A 21,456-nucleotide genomic window follows, 5' to 3' on the forward strand; every position below is an offset into this window, starting at 1 on the left:
CGCAAGTACGTCCAGTACAAGCCGCGGTCCTCCGCCTTGCGATGCACCGCACCGGACGCCGCGACCCGGCAAACCTTCCCGGCCACAGCACTAGGCCCCCACCAAGCCGGAATATCCTGGGGGCGGTGGCGCCGCCGGACGAAGGAGTCGCAAGTGCCGTCGATTCTCGATGCGGTCGTGGTGGGGGCGGGGCCCAACGGGCTGACGGCCGCCGTCGAACTGGCCCGGCGGGGCTTCTCGGTCGCCGTCTTCGAAGCCGCGGACACGGTCGGCGGCGGGGCGCGGACCGAGGAGCTGACGCTCCCCGGCTTCCGCCACGACCCGTGCTCGGCGGTGCACCCGCTCGGCGCGGGCTCGCCGGTCTTCGCGACCATGCCGCTGAAGCGGTACGGGCTGGAGTGGCTGCACGCCCCGCTGCCCATGGCGCACCCCTTCGACGACGGCACGGCGGCGGTCCTGTCCCGCTCGGTCGCCGAGACGGCGGCGTCCTTCGGGCCGCGGGACGCCGGCGCGTACCGGCGCCTCGTCGAGCCGTTCCTCGGCAGGTGGGACACCCTGGCCCGGGACTTCATGTCGCTGCCCGGCACCGCGCTGCCCCGCGACCCCGTCACCCTCGCCCGCTTCGGGCTCGCCGGGCTGCCCCCCTCCACCTGGCTGCTGCGCCGCTTCCGCGACGAGCGGGCCCGCGCTCTGTTCGCCGGGCTGGTGGCGCACGTCATCGCCCCGCTCGACGGGATCGCCACCAGCGCCGTCGGCCTCGTCTTCGCGCTGGCCGCGCACGCGAACGGCTGGCCGATGCCGCGCGGCGGCTCGCAGTCGGTGTCCGACGCCCTCGCCGGGTACCTGCGCGACCTCGGCGGCACGATCCACACCGGCTTCGAGGTCAAACGGCTCGACGACCTCCCGCCCGCCCGCGCCTACGTCTTCGACACCTCGCCGACCGCCCTGGCCCGCATCGCCCGCCTGGGCCGCGCGTACGAGGGCTACCGGTACGGCGCCGCCGCGTTCAAGATCGACTATGCGCTGGACGGGCCGGTCCCGTGGACCGCCGAGGAGCCGCGCCGGGCCGGGACCGTGCAGATCGGCCCGCGCACCCGCGACATCGACGCGGCCCTGCAACTGGCCTCGGGCGGCCGGGCCCCCCGTACGCCCTTCCTCATCTCCGCGCAGCCCAGCCTCGTCGACCCCGGCCGCGCACCCGCGGGCAAGCACGTGTTCTGGGCGTACGGCCACGTCCCCAAGGGCTGGCAGGGCGACCTCACCGACGCCGTCGAACGCCAGCTGGAGCGCTTCGCCCCCGGCTTCCGCGACCTGGTCCTGGCCCGCGCCACGGCCGGCCCGCCCGAGCTCGCCGCCCGCAACCCCAACTACGTCGGCGGGGACATCGCCTGCGGCGCGGCCTCGGGACTCCAGCTCCTGCTGCGCCCCAAGATCACCCTCTCCCCGTACACGACGGGCAACCCGGCGGTCTTCCTGTGCTCCTCGGCCACCCCGCCCGGCCCTGGGGTGCACGGCATGTCCGGCCACAACGCCGCCAAGGCCGTGTGGCGCCACCTGCGAAAGGACTCCTGATGGTCCGCATCACCCTGGTCCGCGGCGACATCACCGCGGAGAAGGCCGACGCGATCGTCAACGCCGCCAACTCCTCGCTGCTCGGCGGCGGCGGGGTCGACGGCGCCATCCACCGGCGCGGCGGCCCGGAGATCCTCGCCGCCTGCGAGGACCTGCGCCGCTCGCACTACGGCAAGGGCCTCCCGACGGGCCGCGCCGTCGCCACCACCGCGGGCCGCCTCCAGGCGCGGCACGTGATCCACACCGTCGGCCCGGTCTGGTCGCGCGAGGAGGACCGCTCGGAGCTGCTGGCCTCCTGCTACCGGGAGTCCCTGCGGGTGGCCGACGAACTGGGAGCCCGCACGGTCGCCTTCCCGGCCATCTCGACCGGGATCTACGGATGGCCCCTGGACGACGGGGCGCGGATCGCCGTCCAGACCGTACGGGCGGCCCGTACCGAGGTGGAGGAGGTCCGCTTCGTCCTCTTCGACGACCGGGCCCACGCGGCCTTCACGGCGGCCGTCGACGCCGCGCGCTAGGCCGGGGGCCCACGGGGCAGCGGCAGGGGCTACGTCCGGGCCCCCGAAGGGGCGGAGCGGAAGCGGTTGCGGTATTCCGTCGGGGTGGTGTCGAGCGTGCGGCGGAACGCGCGGATGAGGGTGTCGGTGGTGTTGAAGCCGCAGGCGGACGCGATGCGTTCGAGGGTGGCGTCGGTGGATTCGAGCTGGTTGCGGGCCACTTCGACGCGCGCCGATTCGACGTAGGCCGCCGGGGTCATGCCCAGCTCCGTCTTGAAGATCCGGGTCAGCTGCCGTTCGCTCACATGGGCGTGCGCCGCGAGGTCGGGGACGGTCAGCGGTTCGGCGATGTTGCGCGTGATGTGGAGGCGCAGGTCCTCGACGCGGCGCGTCGTCGAGACGGGTTCGAGCGGGACGCTGAACTGGCTCTGTCCGCCCGGCCGTTTCAGGTACATCACCAGCTGCCGGGCGATGCGCAGCGCGACGGCCTCGCCGAAGTCGTCGGCCACCAGGGCCAGTGACAGGTCGAGGCAGGCGCTGATGCCCGCGCCGGTCCACACGTCCTGGTCGCGGATGAAGATCGGATCTGCGTCGACCTCGATCGCCGGGTGCTCGGCGGCGAGTTGGCGTGCCGTCGACCAGTGGGTGGTGGCGCGCTTGCCGTCCAGCAGCCCGGCGTCCGCGAGGATGTGGGCGCCCACGCAGACGGAGGCGACGCGCCGCGTCCGGCCGGCGAGCTCCCTCACCCGGCCGACCACCGCGGGATCGGTCACGGCGTGCACCCGGCCCTGGCCGTCGAGTTCGACCGCGCCGGGCACCAGCAGGGTGTCGATGCCGCTTCCCGACAGCTCGGAGAAGGTGGTGTCGGGGAGGATGCGCACCCCGGCGGAGGTGGTGACGGGGTCCGCGGTCTCGGCGGCCAGCACGACGCGGTAGCCCGTCTCCTCGCCCACCTCGCGCCGCAGCAGGGAGAACACCTCGGGCGGCCCGGTGACGTCCAGCAGGTCGACGCCGTCGAAGAGGACGACGACGACGAGGCGTCTGACGGTGCTCAACTGGTCTCCGTTCGGCCGGGCCCGCGCGATGTCCGTATCTGCAAGTCGGATGACATTGCCGACACCCGCGGTGGGTCATAGCGTTCCATACACGGCCGCCGAGCAGCGGCCCGGCCCCTTCCCACGATTTCCGAGGACGGTACTCCCATGTCTGCGACCACCCTGCGCGAGCTCAGCGGCTTCGACCAGACCCCGGCTTCGCTGGCCGACGCGACGCTGATCCTGGTCGACTACCAGAACACCTACACCCGGGGCGTACTGGAGCTGACGGGCTGGCGGGCCGCCCTCGACGCGGCCGCCGCGCTGCTGGCCAGGGCCCGCGAGGCGGGCACGAAGGTCATCCACGTCCAGCACGACGGCGGCGAGGGCTCCCCGTACGACATCCGCACCGACATCGGCCGGATCCACCCCAGCGTGTCCCCCGCCGAGGGCGAGACCGTCGTCGTCAAGACGGCCGCGCCCAACGCCTTCGTCGGGACCGACCTGGGCGAACACCTCGACGCCGCAGGCCACAAGAACGTCATCGTCATCGGGTTCATGACCAACATGTGCGTCACCTTCACCGTGGAAGGCGCGTACCTGCGCGGCAACCAGCCCACCGTGGTCGCCGACGCCTGCTCCACCCGCCCCCTGGGCACGGCGGTCGCCGACCTGCCCGCCGAACAGATCCACCAGGGCGCGCTGGCGACGATCGCCGACCTGTACGGGGTCGTCGTGCCGACCGCCTCATCGCTGGGCTGAGGCCCCCCGCGCGGGCCGGGGCGCGGGCCGGGGGTAGGTACGGGACTGCTTGACGCTGCCGTACGCGAAGCTCGACTCGATCGAGGCGATGCCGGGGATGGCGTGGATCCGGTGGCGCACCAGGGCCTCGTACGCCTCCAGGTCCTCGATGACCACGCGCAGCAGGTAGTCGCTGCTGCCCGCCATCAGGTAGCAGTCCTGGATGTGCTCGATGACCGCGACGTGCTCCTCGAAGAGCCGGACCGCGTCCGCCGTGTGCCGCTCCAGCCGGATCCGGACGAAGACGGTGACCGGGAGCCCGAAGGCCACCTGGTCGACCATGGCCGTGTAGCCCCGGATGAGACCCGCCTCCTCCAGCCTGCGGACGCGGCGCAGGCAGGGCGACGGGGAGAGCCGCACGCGGTCGGCCAGGTCCTGGTTGGACAGGCGCCCGTCGGCCTGCAATTCCCGGATGATCTGCAGATCGACTGCGTCCACGGTCACTCCTCGGCGGATCGTCGGCGATTCTTGGCAGATCCTGCCCCAAACGTATGTCCGAGAGGTAGAACTGGCAATCGGCTGCCCCGGCCGAAGCCGTAGCGTTGCGAGGGAACGGACCAGACCGGTCCGTTCCCGGCAAGGCTGGAGCAGACGACCGTGGTCGCAACGCACATCACCGGGGCGACCGCGCCTCCCCGTACGGCGGGCCCGCCGGCCGGAAACCCTCCCCCCGCCACCGCTGGGGGGACCCCCCGCCGGCGCAGGCTCTCCCCGCAGGCCGAGGGCGTCCTGGCCCTGCTGGTGACCGTGTCGATCTGGGCCGCCTTCGCGCTCAGCGCCCGCGCCCTGAGCGCCTCGACCCTGCTGCCGGCGGACGCCGCCCTGCTGCGCTTCGGCGTCCCGCTCGTCATCCTGCTCCCCGCGCTGTGGCGCCGCCGCCGCAGCATCGCGGCGGTCCGGCCCGGCCCCGCCCTCAAGATCGTCTGCGGCGCCGGGGTGCCGTTCTTCCTCGCCGCCATGCACGGCGGCTCCCTGACCTCGGCGGCCTTCGTGGGCTCGATCGTCCCCGGCATGGTCCCGCTGTTCGTCTCCGCGCTGATGGCCGCCCGCGGCCACGGAGCCCCGCGCGGAACGCAGGCGGCCGGGCTCGCCCTGATCGCCGCCGGCGTGGCCGCCCTCGTCTGGCGCTACGTCGTCCCCGTCGACGCGGACGTCCTGGAAGGGGCCGGCACCCTCCTGGTGGCCAGCGGCCTGTGGGCCCTGTACACGGTCGGCCTGCGGGACGTGGCCCTCGACCCCGTCGGATCGATCGGCCTGCTGTGCCTGCCCTCCTTCGCGATCATCGGGGTCCTGGTGCTGGCCGGCGTGCTCCCGACCGGCCTCGCGCACGCCGCGGGCGGCGACATCGCCCTCTTCCTCGTCGTCCAGGGGCTCGGAGTCGGCCTCTGCGCCGGTCTGCTGTACGCGGTCGCCATCCGCAGGCTCGGCGCGGAGCGCAGCTCCGTCGGCGGCAGCCTCAGCCCCGTCGCCGTCGTCCTGCTGGCCGTCCCCCTGCTCGGCGAGACGCCGAGCGCCGCCGTCCTCGTCGGCGTCCCCCTCATCACCGCCGGCGTCGTCCTCGCCAACCGACGCCCACGACCCAAGGTTCCCGCCCATGCTTGAGCTCCTCCCGCCGCCGCCCGCCGACCCGCTGTGGGAACTGACCGCCGCGTTCGACGCCGACGAACGGCCCGAACGCCTGGGCCTGGTCCTCGGCGTCTACCGCGACCACACGGGCCGCACCCCCGTCATGGCGGCCGTGCGCGAGGCGGAGGTCCGCCTGGCCGAGCGCGCCGAGTCCAAGGAGTACCGGGGGCTCTCCGGCAACACCGCCTTCAACCGCGCGATGCAGACGATGGTCCTGGGGCCCGAGACGCCGGCCGGCCGGGCCGTCACCGTCCAGACCGTCGCCGGATCCGGCGCGCTGCGGCTGCTCGCCGACCTGATCGGCCGCACCCGCCCGGGCACCACGGTGTGGATCAGCGACCCGGCGTACGTCAACCACCGGCCCATCCTGGAGGCCGCCGGTCTGGAGGTCCGTACGTTCGGCTGGCGCGACGCCGAAGGCGCCTTCGACACGGAGGGCGTGCTGCGGGCACTGGCCGCGGCGCGGCGCGACGACGTCGTCCTGCTCCAGGGCTGCTGCCACAACCCCACCGGGGCCGACCCCACGCTGGACGCGTGGGAGGCGCTGGCCGAACTCGCCGCGCGCGACGGCTGGGTGCCGTTCGTCGACCTCGCCTACCACGGCCTCGGCGACGGCCTGGAAGCCGACCTGCTGCCCACGCGCATCCTGGCCGCGCGGGTGCCCGAGATGCTGATCGCCGTCAGCTGCTCGAAGAACTTCGGGCTCTACAGCGACCGCACCGGCTGCGCGATGGTCCTCGGTACGTCCGCCCGGGCGCTCGGACACGCCGAGACGGCCCTGCAGAACGCGGCCCGGACCCTGTACTCCATGCCGCCCGAGCACGGCGCGGCCGTCGTGGCGACGATCCTGGAGGACGACGGGCTGCGCTCCGCCTGGCGGGCGGAGCTGGAGGTCATGCGGGGCAGGATCACGGCCAACCGGGCCGACCTGACGACCCACCTGAGCGCGCTGGGCCACGGGGCGGCCGCGCGGGAACTCGACCGGCAGAAGGGCATGTTCTCGATGCTGCCGCTCACGCCCGGCCAGATGCACGAACTGCGCGCGCGGCACGCGGTCTACGGCACCGCGTCGGGGCGGATCAACATCGCGGGGATCGCCGGACACCGCATCCCGCGGCTCGCCCAGGCCGTCGCCGCCGTGCTGGACGAAGCGCCCGCGCCGCGGCCGCTCGAGGGCCTCGCACGCTAGCTTCGGGCGGCGCCGGCGGCACGGCCCGAAAGCGAGCGGACACCGAAAGCGAGCGGACACCGAAAGGGAGCGGACGCCGAAAGCGAGCCGACACAAAACAGTCCCCGGCAGTTCCGCCGCTTCCATGAGCCATCCGCCGTCGCCGATGGCTCCCGTGGAGCGCGAATGCTGCCGGGGGCCTGGCCAGAGCCTGGACAAGGGTCACGCGGGCCTCTGGACGTCTCCTGAGGGAGGTGCGGCTCTTTTCCGGTTTTCCGGTGTATTGATGAGTTTCCTCCGTATTTCGCCCGAGTCAAGACCTGTGGTGCGGCCCGTTTGCTCCGGGGTGACGCTGGGAGCATGAACGCCACCGGTCAGGGTGCGAGGAGTTCGGAACTGCGGCTGGCCCTTGCCATGAGGGGCGGGGTCAGCCTGGCCGTGTGGATGGGCGGGGCCTGCTGCGAGACGGCGGCGCTGCGGCGCGCGGCGCCCCGGCCCGCGGACGCCGAGCCGGAGCCGGGCACCTCCCTCTACCGGGCGCTGCTCGACGCCTGCGGGTACGACGACGTGGACATCGACGTCGTCGTCGGAACCAGCGCCGGCGGCCTCAACGGGGTACTGCTCGCCTGCCACCTCGTCTACGGGATGCCCTTCGACACGGGCGTACGGGACGTGTGGCTTCGCCTCGGCGACCTCGAAGGGCTGCTGCGCCGCTCGACCCCCTTCCACGTACCCGACTCGCTGATGCGCGGGGACGAGGTCTTCTTCGCGCAACTGCGCGCATCGCTCGACGACCTGCTGGCCGCGCCCCGGGACACGGCCCCGCGCCTCGCCCGCTCGCTGCGGCTGATCCTCACCGCGACCCGGCTGCGGCCCCGCCGGGACTGGGTGCGGCCCACCCGCGGCGCACCGCTCCTCGTAGGGCGATCGAACGCCTTCTTCCGGTTCCGGCACCAAGCCCCCATGACCGACTTCCCGCTGGACACGGACGCCCGGTGGGAAGCCCTGAACCGGCTCGCCTTCGCGGCCCGGACCTCGTCCTCGTTCCCGGGAGCGTTCGAGCCGGGAAGGATCTACGTCGGCGGCGAGCCCCCGGCGTGGGACGAACCCCCGCGGGTCGACATGCGGGGCGTCAGCAGCGAGACCGGCTACCCCGACGAGAACGGCGGCGGCTGCGTCGAACTGGTCGACGGGGGCCTGCTCGACAACATCCCCGTCGCCTGGGCGGTCCGTGCCATCGCGGGAACTCCCGTCACCCGGAAGGTCGACCGGTGGCTGCTCTTCCTCCAGCCCGTACCGCCCTTCCCGCCGGAGCCGGAGCCGGAGCCGGCGCGGGCGCGGCCCACGGGCGGCCGGCGCCGGGTCACCCGGGCCGTCCGGATCGCGGTGAAGTCCCTGACGGTGAAGACCGGTTCGGAGTCCCTGCGCGACGACGCCCTCGAACTGCGGGCCGCGGAGGCCGCGGCCCTGCACGCGCGCGGAGTCACCGCCGTCCTTCCCACGACCCTCGGGGAACTGGCCGCCGCGGCGGCGCCCAGACAGGCCGCCTACCGCCGCGCCGTCGGCGCGGCGGAGGCCGCGCGGCTGATCCGGCTGCTGGAGGATCCGGCGGACGTGACCGGGCCCGACCCGCTGCCGCTGCCAGCGGGACCGGGCCCGCTGGAACCGTTGGACGCGGGCCCGGGGGAGGAGCGTTCGGCGCACCTCATCCGGCAGGTGCGCGCCGCCGGCCCCGAGATCGGGCTCCCCTTCCCGCTCAGGTCGCCGCTGGCCCTCGCCCGGACCGTCCGGCTCCTCATGGACTGGATCCGGGCGTACGAGGCCGTCGCCGACCCCGCGGACGCGGACGCGGACGGGATCGAGGAGTGCCGCAATCGCCTCTACACGTACCGGTACGCGATCGCCACCCTCATCGCCGCCCGGGACAGGCTGCTGCTCAGAGCCTACGGAGAAGCACTCGCGGGCGGGGAGGCACCGGCCGACGCGATCGCCCCGCTGGACGTGGCCAACGGCTGGCTGACCGCCCTGATGCCGGCGGTGCCTCCCGCCTGGGAGGGGCCGGGGGTCTGGCAGGCCTGGTCGGGAGCGCTGGCCGCGGCCGTCGACCAGGAGCCGTGGACGGAGCCCGCCACGGGCCCCGCGCGGTGGCCCGACGGCCGCTACAGCGAATTCTGGCTCCGCCTGGGCGAACTGGGCGCGCTCCTCGGAGCGGCCACGGACCCGGTAGTCGTCGACGGGTACCAGGCGCTGCACGAGGCCGCCCTCGGCGGCGCACCGCAGACGAGGACCGCGCTGGCCGCCGCCGAACTGCTGCTCGGCCCGCTGCGCCCGGACCCGCTGGCCGAGGCGACGGACATCAAGTTCCACACCGTCTCCGCCGCCAACACCAGCTGGGCCACGCGCACGGTGCTGTCGGACGTCTCCCCTCCGACGACGGAACGCATGGTCAAGGCCAAACTCAGCGGCAACCAGCTCAACAACTTCGCCGCTTTCCTCAGCGCCCGCTGGCGGCTGAGCGACTGGACCTGGGGCCGCCTGGACGCGGCCGCCTCGCTGGTGTCGCTGGTCGCCACCGACGACCGGCTGGCCGCGGCCTTCGACGGCGACGGCCCCGAACCGCCCGACGGCGTCGCGCTCGGAGGTCTGGTCGCCGCCGCCGTGCCGCAGCCCGCGCTGTTCATGCAGCTCTACGGAGAAGCACTGGAATCCCTGCCCGACGCGAGCCGCTGGGACCGCGTCCGCAGCGCACTCACCGCCCTGCGCCAGCGCGAGATCCTCGACCAGGAGCTGCCGCTGATCGCCGCCCTGCACGCGAAGGGCATCCGCGGCGGGAACCGGCCGCCCGACCTCCCCGACCCGCCGCCGCTGACCACGCCCGCCGACGTCCAGCGGGCCATGGCCGCCTTCCACGACATCGGCGCCGAGAAGGTCGGCGCACTGGTCCGGGCCCGCGACCCGCGCCGGGCCGCCCTGCGGACCGGGCTGCTGGCCTGGCCCGCGCTCCAGCCCGCCCGGGGGCTCTGGGCCCGGGCGGCCCAATGCGTGCTCGGGCTGGCGAAACCGCTGGTCTGCCTGCTGCCGCTGGCCGCCGTGCTCGCACCCCTGCCGGCGCTGGCCGCGGCCGTCCTGATGTGGACCGCGGTGGCCTTCAGTACCGGACAGTGGTCCTCCCTGCCCGGCCACGTCCCCGTCGCCGTCCTCGCCGTGCTCTCCCTGGCGGCCTGGGCCTGGCCGAGGCTGCGCAGCCCCTGGGAGCGGTGGCCGGTGGTCCTCGGGCTCACCGCCCTGCCCGTGGCCGCCCTGGTCCTGCTGCGGGGCGTTCCCGAGGACTCCGTCCACGGATGGCCCATCACCCCCGTCGTCGGGGCCGCCGCCGCGCTGGCCGCCGGAGCCCTGCTGTACGTCGGGACGGAGCCGCCGCACTGGTGGCGCGGGGTCCTGGCCGCCCTGGTGGCCGGGGGAGCGGCCGCCCTCGTCCAGTTCGGCCGCGACGGGCTCGGCGGCTGGTGGGCGGCGCTCATCGTCTACGCCGTCCTCCTCGTCGTCACCGCCGTCCACCCCTGGCTCCACCCCGAGCCGGACACAGGGCCTCCCGGCTAGCCCTCGGATAGGGTGAATCGGTAGGAATCAGACCCCCCGGGGTGAGGTCGGTGCGGTGGACACTTACCAGTCGACGAGCGAAGTGCCGGACCCGCCGGACGCAGCCGTCGGGTACGCGGGCGTGCTCCGCGAGCTGCTCCCGATCGCCCTGTGGCGCGAGGACGCGGACGGCCGCATCGTCGAGTGGTCGCTCGCCGCCCAGGACCTGCTCGGACACCGCCCCCAGGACATCCTCGGCCGCGCCGGGACCTCCGTACTCGTCCCCGAGTCCAACCGCGGACTCGCCGACGACCTGACCCGCCGCGTCCAGGCCGGCGAGACCGTCGTCGGCACCCTGCCCGTGCGCCACCGCGACGGCCACCGCGTCTGGATGGAGATGTGGATCGTCCCCGCCGCCGACCGGCAGGGGCGCACGGGCGCCATGCTCATCGCCGTGGAGACCTCCGAGGTGCTCCACATGCGGGACTCGCTCGCCGCGCTCCAGAGCCTGTTCACCCAGTCGCCCATCGGCCTCGCCACCCTCGGCACCGACCTGCGCTTCCTGCGCGTCAACGACGCCCTGGCCCGCATGAACGGCGTCCCCGCCGCCGCGCACCTGGGCAGAAGGCTCACCGAGGTGGTGCCGGGGGTCAACGCCGCCGTCCTCGAGGCCACCATGCGCCAGGTCCTCCACCGGGGCACGGCCGTCGTCGACGTCCGCCGCACCGGACGCACCCCCGCCGACCCCGACCACGACCGGACCTGGTCCTGCTCCTACGCCCCGCTCCTCGACGGCTCGGGACGGCCGCTGGGCCTGATCGCCTCCCTCATCGACATCACCGACGGACAGCGGGCCCAGGCCGAGGCGGACCGGGCCCGGCACCGGTTCGCCCTGCTGGCGGAGGCCGGCACCCGCATCGGCACCACCCTGGACCTCCGCCAGACCGCCCAGGAGATCGTGGACGTGCTGGTACCGCAGCTCGCGGACTCGGCCGACGTACAGCTCCTCGAATCGGTCCTGGGCCCCGACGAGGGCCCGGCCGCCGCGGCCTCCACCCGCGGCCTGATGCGCCGGCTCGCGGCCGCCTTCCCCGACCCGGACGCGCCCACCGCGAAGCTCCAGGCGGGCCAGACCTTCCAGATCCCCACGGACAGCGTCTACGAACGGATCATCACCGAGGGCCGGCCCATGGACCTCTACACGCCCGACATCCCGGCCCTGATCACCGACCCGCGCGCCGGAGCCCTGCGCGCCTACCTCGCCACCCTCGGCTCCGCCCGGATGGTCCCGCTCGTCGCCCGGGGGCAGGTGCTGGGCGCGGTCGCCGTGACCCGGCTGCGCGAGCGCGAGCCCTTCGACGACGAGGACCGCGTCCTGATCGACGAGCTGGTCGCACGCGCCGCCCTCAACATCGACAACGCCCGGATGTACACCCGCCAGCGGCACGCCGCCCTGACCCTCCAGCGCAGCCTCATCAACAGCGAGCTCCCCCAGGTCGCCGGCCTCGAACTGACCGGGCGCTACCTGCCCGCCAGCGACCACGACGTGGGCGGGGACTGGTTCGACGTCATCCAGCTGCCCGGCGGCAGGACGGGCCTGGTCATCGGCGACGTGATGGGCCACGGGATCCACGCGGCGGCCGTCATGGGCCAGCTGCGCACGGCGGTACGGACCCTCGCGCGGCTGGACGTGCCCCCGGAGCAGATGCTCCGCTCGCTCGACGCCGTGGTGGCCGACCTCGGCGAGGACGAGATGGCCACCTGCGTCTACGCCGTCCACGACCCGGCATCGGGCGGCTGTGTGGTGGCCCGCGCGGGCCACCCGCCGCCTGCCGTGGCCGCGGCGGACGGGACCATCACCTTCCTGGACGGCCCGCCCGGCACACCGCTGGGCACCGGCGGGCAGGACTTCCGCACGGAAGAGGTGGCCCTGCCCCCGGGGAGCCTGCTCGTGCTCTACACCGACGGCCTGATCGAGGCCCGCGACCGGGACCTCGACGAGGGCATGGACCAGCTGGCACGGGCCCTCGCGGGGGCGCGGCAGCCGCTGGAGGAGCTGTGCGACGGGATCCTGGAACGGCTGCTGCCGTGCGATCCGCAGGACGACGTCGCCGTACTCCTGGCCCGCACCCGCCCCGCCGGGGGACAGCCGGCGTGACACCGCGCCGTCACCAGGCCAGGTCCTCCAGCGCGTCCAGGTCCAGCGGGGCCGGAGCCGGCGGCTCGGGGCGCGCGGTCAGCGGCAGCTCCGCCCAGATGACCTTGCCCCGGTCCGTGTAGCGGACGCCCCACCGGTCGGCGTACTGCGCGACGAGGAACAGTCCGCGGCCGCCCTCGTCGGTGGTGGCCGCGTACCGCAGGTGCGGGGAGGTGCTGCTGCCGTCGGAGACCTCGCAGATCAGTGTGCGGTCGCGCAGCAGGCGGACCCGTACGGGCGCGGACCCGTAGCGGATGGCGTTGGTGATCAGCTCGCTGAGGATCAGCTCGGTGGTGAAGGACACCTCCTCCAGGCCCCAGGCGGCCAGCTGCGCCGCCCCGGCGTTGCGCACGCGCGAGACGGCCGCCGCCTCGCCGGGCACCTCCCACTCGGCGATGCGGTCCGCCTCCAGCCGCCGGGCGTCGGCGATCAGCAGGGCGATGTCGTCGCCCGGCACCGGCGAGAGCAGGGCGGCCAGCACGTCCGCGCAGGCCTGGTCGGGGCTGCGGCCGGGCCGGGACAGCGATTCGCGCAGCAGCCCCAGCCCGGTGTCGAAGTCGCGGTGGCGGTCCTCCACCAGGCCGTCGGTGAACAGCACCAGCCGGCTCCCCTCGGGCAGCCGGAACTCGGTCGCCTCGAACGGCATGCCGCCGACGCCGAGCGGCAGCCCGGCGGGCAGTTCGGGGAACTCCACGTCCCCGCCGGGGCGGATCAGCGCGGGCCCCGGGTGCCCGGCGCTGGCCATCACGCACCGCCCCGACACCGGGTCGTAGACCGCGTACAGGCAGGTGGCCCCGGTGATCCCGGCGGGCTCGCGCCCGCCCTCCCCGAGGGCTTCGTCGCCCTCGGCCGCGCCGGCGCCGGTGTCGCTCTGGTCGATCCGGTTGATCAGCTCGTCCAGGTGTCCGAGCAGTTCGTCGGGGGGCAGGTCCAGGGTGGAGAAGTTGTGCACGGCGGTGCGCAGCCGGCCCATCGTGGCCGCCGCGTGCACCCCGTGGCCGACGACGTCGCCGACGACCAGCGCCACCCGTGCGCCGGGCAGCGGGATCACGTCGAACCAGTCCCCGCCCACCCCCGCCTTCGCCGGCAGGTAGCGGAAGGCGACGTCCACGGCGGTCAGGTCCGGCAGCACCCGGGGGAGCAGGCTGCGCTGGAGGGCCACGGCCGTCGCGTGCTCGCGGGTGAAGCGGCGGGCGTTGTCGATCGAGACGGCCGCGCGCGCCACGAGCTCCATCGCGAAGGAACGGTCCTCCTCGTCGAAGGCCTCCGGGGTGTCCGCCGCCCGCCAGAAGTTCGCCATGCCGAGGACCACGCCGCGCGCCTGGAGGGGGACGCTGATCAGGGAGTGCAGCCCGTAGTCCAGGGCCTCCCGGGTGCCTTGCGAATCCTGGGCCCGCCAGCCCATCGCGGCGTGCAGGTCCGATGCGAGCACGGCCTCCCCGGCGTCCAGGGCGGCGGCCATCGGAGCCGTCGGGACGACGAACCGGATGATGTCGCCGACCGGCTGGAGCGGCTGGTCGGTACGGACGCCGCTCATGGCCGCCCGCCGCATCTCGGTGTACACGCCGGCGCCCGACACGGGCTCGTCACCGCGCAGCACCGGCTCCAGCAGCTCCACGGTGACGAAGTCGGCGAAGCGCGGGACGGCGACCTCCGACAGCTCCTCCGCGGTGCGCACCACGTCCAGGGTGGTGCCGATCCGCACCCCGGCGTCGTAGAGCAGCTGGAGCCGTCCGCGGGCCACCTCGGCCCGGCCGGAGAGCGCGGCGAGCTCCGTGGAGTCGCGCAGGGTCATGACGGTGCCGGAGGACTGGCCCCCGTACGGCTTCGCGGGCCGGACGTTGACCGCGAGCAGCCGGTCGCCGGCCAGGTGCACCTCGTCCGTCGCGACCCGGCCCGAGACGAGCAGCTCGGTGGTCCGCGCGTCCAGACCCAGGTCGGCGACGTGCCGCCCCTCGGCGTCGGGCGGCAGTGCGAGGAGCCGCCGGGCCTCGTCGTTGGCGAGGACCAGCCGGTGGTCGGTCCCGATGATCAGCACGCCCTCGCGCACGGCGTGCAGGACGGCCTCGTGGTGCTCGTTCATCCGGGCCATCTCGTCCGCGCGCAGCCCGTGGGTCTGGCGCCGCAGCCGGCGGCTCACCAGGAAGGCGCCGCCGGTGCCGAGCAGCAGGGCGCCCGCCGTGGCGCCGAGGAGCAGCGGGACCTGGCCCTCGACCACGTCCGAGACGTTGGCCACCTCGATGCCGGTGCCGACCAGGCCCACCACGTTGCCCTGGCCGTCACGTACGGGCACGACGGCCCGGACCGCGTCGCTGGGCTCGCCGGTGAAGGTCTCGGTGTAGGACTGCCCGGAGAGCGCGCGGGAGAAGTCGCCCGTGGCGCGCCGGCCGATCAGCTCGGGCCGCGAGTCGGTGTACCGGATCCCGTCGCGGCTCATCACGGCGATGAAGTCGACGCCGGAGGCCCGGCGGGCGGCGTCGGCCAGCGGCTGGAGCTCGGCGGTCGGATCCGGCGCCCTCAGCGCGGCCGGGAGGCCGGGGGCGTGCGCGAAGGACTCGGCGGCGGCCAGCGAGCGGTTGCGGGCGTCGCGCTCGCTGTCGTAGCGGGACTGCACGACCAGGGCCGTCGCCGCCGCCGCGATCAGCAGCAGCACGATCACCGCCTGGAGGGCGAAGACCTGACCGGCGACGCTGCCGGCCCCCAGCGACAGGCGCGCCAGCAGGCGCGGTCCCCATCCGGTCGGCTGGCGACCAAAACGTCCGGTCATGAGCCCTTTCTAACACTGTCCCGGGGGTTTGGGGGCGGCCGCGCCCCGGCGGCCGCCGCACCGGCCGGGCCCGCGGGGCAACGGCGAAGGCCCGGTCCCCCCGCTCGGGGGACCGGGCCTCACCGGCCGGTACGGCTCAGAGGACGTCGGCGGCGATCGAGGCCGCCACCTGCTCCAGCAGGGGACCGGCGTTCGGGATGGACTTCGCCGGGTCGGGCTCCAGGTCCGTCAGCGGGTACGCCTTGCGGATCCCGGCGGCCTCAAGGGCCTCCTGGGTCAGCAGCAGCCGTCCGCACACCGCCACGACGGGCTTGCCGGCGGCCCGGGCCGCCGCCGCGACCCCCGCCGGGGCCTTGCCGTGCAGGGTCTGCTCGTCCAGCGAGCCCTCACCGGTGATGACCAGGGTGGCGCGCTCCAGCGCCGGGGCGAAGCCCAGCACCTCCAGCATCAGCTCGATGCCGGGCCGGAAGGTGGCGCCGAGCAGCAGTGCCCCGTAGCCGATGCCGCCCGCACCGCCCGCACCCGGCAGCACCGCGCACTCGGCGGCCTTCGCGCCGATGGACTTCTCCAGGACCTGCGCGAAGTGCGCCAGCGCCGCGTCGAGCGCCGCCACGTCCTCGGGCGAGGCGCCCTTCTGCGGGCCGTAGACGGCCGCGCAGCCCTTCGGGCCGGTCAGCGGGTTGTCCACGTCGCTGGCCAGGACGAAGTCGACCTCCGCGAAGCGCGGGTCGATCCCCGACAGGTCGGCCGAGGCCAGGCCGGCCAGCGCGCCGCCGCCCGGACCGACCGGTTCGCCGTTCGCATCCAGGAACACCGCGCCGAGCGCCGCCAGCATGCCGGCGCCGCCGTCGGTGGTGGCGCTGCCGCCCACGCCGAAGACGATGGAGCGCGCGCCCGCGTCCAGCGCGGCCTTCAGCAGCTCGCCCGAGCCGTACGTGGTGGCCGTCAGCGGGGCGAAGGTGCCCGCCGGCAGCAGCTGCAGCCCGGAGGCCTCCGCCATCTCGACCACCGCGGTGCCCTCGCGCAGCGCGAAGGCGGCCGTGACCTGGTCGCCGAGCGGTCCGGTGACCCGTACCTCCCGGCGTTCGAAACCGGCCGCCACCGCGGCCGCGACCGTGCCGTCGCCGCCGTCCGCGACGGGGAGGGTCTCGATCTCCACGCCCGGTACGGCCTTGCGGAGGCCCGCCGTCACCCGCTCCGCGACCTGAACGGCCGTGAGCGAGCCCTTGAATTTGTCCGCGGCGATGAGCACGCGCGCGGCCTCAGTTACTGCTCCGTCCGTCACCTTGCTATTCCCTTGCTATCGAACAGTGCAGTCGCGCCGCCATGAGCTTATCCGGAGGATCCTCCTATGCCCATGAGTGGCCTGGGCCACACCCGGCGCGCCATGCCCCTAAATACGGATATACGGCTGCATAGTGTGGCCGCATGAGCGCGGATTCACTGGAACAGCCACGTCCGGATACCCCGGGTGACCGGCCCGGCGGTCCGGCCGACGGCACCCCCGACCGCACGGTCGTCACCGTGGGCGTCATCGCCGTGCTCACCGTGGTCGCCTGGGCCGCCCTCGCCAAGGGCTCCTTCGACACGGCGTCGGGCACCGCGCTCGCCTGGGTCCTGGAGAACTTCGCCTGGCTGTTCGTGATCGCCGCCGACGCCTTCCTCGTGATGTGCGTCGTGCTCGCCGCCGGCCGCTTCGGCCGGATCCGGCTCGGCGCCGACGACTCCGAGCCCGAGTTCACCAACCTCGCGTGGATCGCGATGATGTTCAGCGCCGGCATGGGCATCGGCCTGATGTTCTACGGGGTCGGCGAGCCGCTCACCCACTACCTGAACCCGCCCCCCGCCTCCGGCGCGGCCCCCGCGTCCGGCGCCTCCGCCCTGGCGGCCATGGAGTACTCCTTCTTCCACTGGACCCTCACCCCCTGGGCGATCTACGGCATCGCCGGCCTCGCCCTCGCCTACGCGACCTTCCGCAAGGGCCGCGGCAACCGGCTCAGCTCCGCCTTCGTCCCCCTCATGGGCGAGGAGCGGGCCAACGGATGGGCCGGCAAGGGCATCGACCTGCTCGCCGTCTTCGCCACCGTCTTCGGCACCGCGACCAGCCTCGGCCTCGGCGCGCTCCAGGTGTCCAAGGGGCTCAGCCTCACCACCGGCATCGAGGACTCCACCACCGTCGAGCTGATCATCATCGGCTCGCTCTCGGCGGCCTTCGTGCTCTCCGCCTTCTCCGGCCTGCACAAGGGGGTGAAGTGGCTGAGCACCATCAACATCGTGCTCGCCGCCACCCTGATGCTCTTCGTCTTCCTGCTCGGCCCCACCGTCTACGTGCTCGACGTGATCCCGTCCAGCGTCGGCGGCTACCTGCACCAGCTGCTCCCCATGGCCAGCCGGACCGGCGCCTTCACCGACTCCGCATGGCTTGGCGCGTGGACCATCTTCTACTGGGCGTGGTGGCTCTCCTGGGCGCCCTTCGTCGGCACCTTCATCGCCCGGATCTCGCGCGGCCGCACCATCCGCGAGTTCCTCGTGGGCGTCCTGCTCGTGCCCAGCGGCGCCACCGTCGTCTGGTTCTGCGTGATGGGCGGCACCGCCATCCGCCTCGACTCCACCGGCGCCGTGGACTTCGCCGCGAAGATCAAGGACGGTACGGAGGCCTCGCTCTTCGCGATGCTGGACGCCCTGCCGCTGTCCACCGTCACCTCGTGGGTCGCCATGGCCCTGGTCATGACCTACTTCGTCACCAGCGCCGACTCCGCCTCCCTGGTCATGGGATCGCTCACCAGCCGCGGATCCCTTCACCCGCCGACCTGGCTCGTCGTCACCTGGGGCGTGCTGATGGCGGCCGTCGCCGCCGTGCTCCTCGTCGCCGGAGGCCTCAAGTCCCTGCAGACCGCGACCATCCTCGTCGCACTGCCCTTTGTCCTCGTCATGCTGCTGCTCTGCTGGGCCCTGCTGACCGAACTGCGCGAGGACCCGGGCGCCGGACCCGCCCGCCACCACGCGCTGCACGGACTGCGGGACGCCGTACGGGCCATGGTCGGCGACGCCATCACCGAGCAGGGCCCGGCCCGCCACCCCCGCCTGAGGCGCGTCGCCGAGTCCCGGGGCCGCGACCGCGAGGACGGGCCCGACGCCCCGTAGCGATGTCTGGGTAGGGTGGCGAAGTGACCACCACGGATGACTACGCCACCTACATCGCGAGCCTGCCCCGGGTGCTGGCCGGCGCGGCCGCCCTCTACCGGGACGCCGAGGGCCGGGTCCTGCTCGTCGAGCCCAACTACCGCGAGGGGTGGGCCCTGCCGGGCGGCACCATCGAATCGGACCAGGGGGAGTCGCCGCGCACCGCCGCCCGGCGCGAGAGCGCCGAGGAGATCGGCATCGACGTGCCGCTCGGCCGGCTGCTCGCCGTGGACTGGAATGTCGGCGCGGACCGCCCGCCGCTGGTCGCGTACCTCTACGACGGCGGGGTGCTCGACGCCGGGCAGCTCGCGTCCATCACCCTCCAGGAGGAGGAACTGATCTCCTGGCGGCTGGTCGACCCCGCCGAACTCCCCGCGTACCTCCCCGGATCACTGGGCCTGCGCGTCCAAGAGGCCTACCGGGTCCTGGACTCGGGCGAGGGAGTCGCGGAACTCGAGAACGGCCGCCGCCCCCTCGCCTAGACCGTTCCCTGGACCGTGTCGGCAAGCGGCGCCTCGTCACACCGGACTTACTCCGAGCAGGACAGAATCAGCTGATGATCACCATGTACGCCTGGCCCAGCACCGCCGACGGGCCCGACGCCCTCCCCATGGTCCACTTCACCACCGACCAGCAGTCCGCCGGCGAGGTGACCCCCGAGGGGATGCCGGTCTGGCTCTTCGACACCGCGATCCGCGACGGCGGCTGGTGCCAGTTCACCGACTTCGACGGCTGGTCGGTGCCCGCCGCCCAGTGGCAGGCCTTCTACCGCCGCGAGGACGACCTGCTCGCGGTCAGCGGCCCCGGCTCCTGCGAAGGCTGGTACCAGGGCAACCTCGGCGCCGACGCCGACTGGGTGGAGGCGGCCGCCACCCAGCAGAGCGTGGTCCTGCTCGCCGCCCCGGTCCAGCACCCCTCGCTGTACGGCTACGCGGTCGAGGCCGGCGCGGCCTTCGCCCTGCTGGTGCCGCTGCTCGTGCTCTAGCCCTCTTGCCGCCCGCTCAGAGCTGCCGGGCCGCCGACTCGAAGTCGAGCAGCCGGACCTTGCGTTCGAGACCGCCGCCGTAGCCGGTCATGCCGCCCGAGGCGCCGATCACGCGGTGGCACGGCACGATGATGCCGATCGGGTTCTTCCCGTTGGCCAGGCCCACGGCGCGCGAGGCGTTCGGCTTGCCCAGCTCGGCCGCGAGCTTCCCGTACGACCAGGTCTCGCCGTAGGGGATCCGTACCAGCTGGTCCCACGCGCTGCGCTGGAAGTCGGTGCCCTCCAGCCGCAGCGGCAGGTCGAACGAGGTGAGCTCCCCGGCGAAGTACGCGGCCAGCTGCCGCACCACTTCGGGGAAGGGCTCCTCGGCGGCGGCGACCCGCTCCCCGAAGGACTCCTCGGCCGGGCGGTGGCGCTGCCCGGTCATGTACAGGCCGCTGAGGACGCCGTCCGTGGCGACGAGGGTGAGCGGACCGTAGGGGCTCTCGACGACGGTGTGCTGCTTGACGGTGCTGTGGCTGTTCACGGTGTGCTCCTCAGGCGGGCAGGTGGTTGATGGCGTGGTCGTCGGTGGCCCACAAGTACTGGACGGCGTACGCGCGCCACGGCCGCCAGCCGGCCGCCCGCGCGGTCAGCGCCGAGGGCGTCGACGGCAGCCCGAGCCCCCGCGCCGCCCGCCGGACGCCCAGGTCGGACGGCAGGAACGCGTCCGGGTCGCCGAGCGCCCGCATCGCGATGATCTCGGTGGTCCACGGGCCGAACCCCGGCAGCGCGGACAACTGCGCGCGCGCCGCCTCCCAGTCGCTGTCGATGCCGAGCGGCAGCGAACCGTCGGCGAGCGCCGAGACCAGGGTGGTGAAGGTGGTGCGCCGGGTGCGCGGCATGGCCAGCGACTCCGGGTCCAGCGAGGCGAGGGCCTGCGGGGACGGGAACAGGTGGGTCAGCCCGCCCAGCGGGTCCTCCACGGGCTCCCCGTGCGCGGTGACCAGCCGGGCCGCGTGCGTGCGCGCCGCCGCCGTGGACACCTGCTGGCCGAGGACCGCCCGTACGGCGAACTCGGCCGCGTCGACCGTACGGGGCACCCGGCGCCCGGGCGCCTTGTCCACGAGCGGGGCCAGCAGCGGATCGGCGCGCAACTGCTCGTCGACCGCCTCGGGATCGGCGTCCAGATCCAGCATCCAGCGGCAGCGGCTGATGGCGATCGTCAGGTCGCGCAGGTCGGTCAGGGCCAGTCGGCAGCCGATGTGGTCGGGCTGCGGGGTCAGTGCGACGACCCCGGTGCCGTAGGGCAGGCGCAGGGTGCGGCGGTAGGCGCCGTCGCGCCACTCCTCCACGCCCGGGACGGCGGTCGCGGCCAGGTGCCCGAAGAGGTTGTCCGGGTTGAGGGGGGTCCGGAACGGCAGCCGCAGGCTGATCGTGCCGGGGATGCGGGGCTGCCGGCTGTCGGGGCCGGTCTTGCCGGCGCGCCGGCGCAGCTCGCTGGGGGAGAGGGCGAAGACCTCGCGGACGGTGTCGTTGAAGGTGCGGATGGAGGCGAAGCCGGCGGCGAACGCGACGTCCCCCATCGGGAGCGCCGAGGTCTCGATGAGCAGGCGGGCGGTCTGCGCGCGCTGCGCCCGCGCCAGGGCCAGCGGGCCGGCGCCGAGCTCGGCGCTGAGCTGCCGTTCGACCTGCCGGGTCGAGTAGCCGAGCCGGGTGGCGAGCCCCGGCACCCCCTCGCGGTCCACCACCCCGTCCTGGATGAGGCGCATGGCGCGGGCGACGGCGTCGGCGCGGGCGTTCCACTCGGGGGAACCGGGGCTGGTGTCCGGCCGGCAGCGCTTGCAGGCCCGGAAACCGGCCTGCTGGCAGGCGGCGGCGCTGGGCAGGAAGGTCATGTTCTCGACCTTCGGCGGGACGGCGGGGCAGCTGGGGCGGCAGTAGATCCGGGTGGTCAGGACGGCCGTGAAGAACCAGCCGTCGAATCTGGCGTCCTTCGACTGCACGGCCCTTACGCAGCGCTCGGTGTCGGTGTGCATGGCTCCAGGATCCGGCTTGCCCGTCCCCC

16 protein-coding genes are annotated in these 21,456 nt (G+C 74.2%); 10 read left to right on the forward strand and 6 right to left on the reverse strand.

Annotated features, from left to right (window positions below; genetic code table 11):
• Positions 1-153 precede the first annotated feature (153 nt).
• Both ACFWP3_RS35675 and ACFWP3_RS35680 read left to right on the forward strand, forming a co-directional pair.
• Positions 154-1,572, forward strand: a complete 1,419-nt coding sequence (locus tag ACFWP3_RS35675; protein ID WP_384229593.1) for a phytoene desaturase family protein — start codon at positions 154-156, stop codon at positions 1,570-1,572.
• Positions 1,572-2,090, forward strand: a complete 519-nt coding sequence (locus ACFWP3_RS35680; RefSeq protein WP_384229596.1) for an O-acetyl-ADP-ribose deacetylase — start codon at positions 1,572-1,574, stop codon at positions 2,088-2,090. Before ACFWP3_RS35675 ends, ACFWP3_RS35680 begins: the two co-directional genes overlap by 1 nt.
• Before the next feature lie 29 nt (positions 2,091-2,119).
• Here ACFWP3_RS35680 and ACFWP3_RS35685 read toward each other — a convergent pair whose 3' ends face one another.
• Positions 2,120-3,124 (reverse strand): GlxA family transcriptional regulator, encoded by a 1,005-nt coding sequence (locus ACFWP3_RS35685; protein WP_384229598.1) that lies wholly within the window; start codon positions 3,122-3,124, stop codon positions 2,120-2,122.
• Positions 3,125-3,271: 147 nt separating this feature from the next.
• Between ACFWP3_RS35685 and ACFWP3_RS35690 the strand changes: the two genes are divergently transcribed.
• A complete protein-coding gene (locus tag ACFWP3_RS35690) occupies positions 3,272-3,865 on the forward strand; it encodes an isochorismatase family protein (RefSeq protein WP_384229600.1) in 594 nt (197 codons plus the stop codon).
• Here ACFWP3_RS35690 and ACFWP3_RS35695 read toward each other — a convergent pair.
• Complete coding sequence (locus ACFWP3_RS35695) at positions 3,851-4,342, reverse strand: Lrp/AsnC family transcriptional regulator (RefSeq protein WP_384229602.1); 492 nt, start codon at positions 4,340-4,342, stop codon at positions 3,851-3,853. The genes ACFWP3_RS35690 and ACFWP3_RS35695 overlap by 15 nt on opposite strands.
• A 159-nt stretch (positions 4,343-4,501) precedes the next feature.
• Between ACFWP3_RS35695 and ACFWP3_RS35700 the strand changes: the two genes are divergently transcribed.
• From ACFWP3_RS35700 to ACFWP3_RS35715, 4 genes are all read left to right on the forward strand, one after another.
• Complete coding sequence (locus tag ACFWP3_RS35700; RefSeq protein ID WP_384229605.1) at positions 4,502-5,506, forward strand: DMT family transporter; 1,005 nt, start codon at positions 4,502-4,504, stop codon at positions 5,504-5,506.
• Complete coding sequence (locus tag ACFWP3_RS35705) at positions 5,499-6,719, forward strand: aromatic amino acid transaminase (protein WP_384229607.1); 1,221 nt, start codon at positions 5,499-5,501, stop codon at positions 6,717-6,719. The genes ACFWP3_RS35700 and ACFWP3_RS35705 overlap by 8 nt, the downstream gene beginning before the upstream one ends.
• Before the next feature lie 339 nt (positions 6,720-7,058).
• Positions 7,059-10,298 carry a DUF3376 domain-containing protein gene (locus ACFWP3_RS35710; protein WP_384229610.1) on the forward strand — a complete coding sequence of 1,080 codons (3,240 nt, stop codon included), beginning with the start codon at positions 7,059-7,061 and terminating at the stop codon, positions 10,296-10,298.
• A 55-nt stretch (positions 10,299-10,353) separates the two neighbouring features.
• Positions 10,354-12,435: a SpoIIE family protein phosphatase gene (locus ACFWP3_RS35715; protein WP_384229612.1), complete on the forward strand. Its 2,082-nt coding sequence runs from the start codon at positions 10,354-10,356 to the stop codon at positions 12,433-12,435.
• 10 nt (positions 12,436-12,445) lie between these two features.
• Here the strand turns inward: ACFWP3_RS35715 and ACFWP3_RS35720 are convergent, their stop codons facing one another.
• Together ACFWP3_RS35720 and ACFWP3_RS35725 are read right to left on the reverse strand one after the other, a co-directional pair.
• A complete protein-coding gene (locus ACFWP3_RS35720; RefSeq protein WP_384229614.1) occupies positions 12,446-15,241 on the reverse strand; it encodes a SpoIIE family protein phosphatase in 2,796 nt (931 codons plus the stop codon).
• Between the two features lie 136 nt (positions 15,242-15,377).
• Positions 15,378-16,526: a glycerate kinase gene (locus ACFWP3_RS35725; RefSeq protein ID WP_384229616.1), complete on the reverse strand. Its 1,149-nt coding sequence runs from the start codon at positions 16,524-16,526 to the stop codon at positions 15,378-15,380.
• A gap of 143 nt (positions 16,527-16,669) precedes the next feature.
• Between ACFWP3_RS35725 and ACFWP3_RS35730 the strand changes: the two genes are divergently transcribed.
• The 3 genes from ACFWP3_RS35730 (at position 16,670) to ACFWP3_RS35740 (ending at position 19,409) form a co-directional block, all read left to right on the forward strand.
• Complete coding sequence (locus ACFWP3_RS35730) at positions 16,670-18,385, forward strand: BCCT family transporter (protein ID WP_384229618.1); 1,716 nt, start codon at positions 16,670-16,672, stop codon at positions 18,383-18,385.
• 23 nt (positions 18,386-18,408) lie between these two features.
• On the forward strand, positions 18,409-18,906 hold the full coding sequence (locus tag ACFWP3_RS35735; RefSeq protein WP_384229620.1) for an NUDIX domain-containing protein: 498 nt from the start codon (positions 18,409-18,411) through the stop codon (positions 18,904-18,906).
• Between the two features lie 74 nt (positions 18,907-18,980).
• Positions 18,981-19,409 carry a hypothetical protein gene (locus ACFWP3_RS35740; protein ID WP_384229622.1) on the forward strand — a complete coding sequence of 143 codons (429 nt, stop codon included), beginning with the start codon at positions 18,981-18,983 and terminating at the stop codon, positions 19,407-19,409.
• Positions 19,410-19,425: 16 nt separating this feature from the next.
• On the opposite strand, the gene ACFWP3_RS35745 is transcribed toward ACFWP3_RS35740, so the two are convergent.
• Both ACFWP3_RS35745 and ACFWP3_RS35750 read right to left on the reverse strand, forming a co-directional pair.
• Positions 19,426-19,935, reverse strand: coding sequence for a methylated-DNA--[protein]-cysteine S-methyltransferase (locus ACFWP3_RS35745; protein ID WP_384229625.1), 510 nt, complete (start codon positions 19,933-19,935; stop codon positions 19,426-19,428).
• 10 nt (positions 19,936-19,945) lie between these two features.
• Positions 19,946-21,427, reverse strand: a complete 1,482-nt coding sequence (locus ACFWP3_RS35750; protein ID WP_384229627.1) for an AlkA N-terminal domain-containing protein — start codon at positions 21,425-21,427, stop codon at positions 19,946-19,948.
• Positions 21,428-21,456 lie beyond the last annotated feature (29 nt).

Origin of the sequence: Streptomyces sp. NPDC058525 (assembly GCF_042719495.1) — a bacterium.
Taxonomy (GTDB): domain Bacteria; phylum Actinomycetota; class Actinomycetes; order Streptomycetales; family Streptomycetaceae; genus Streptomyces.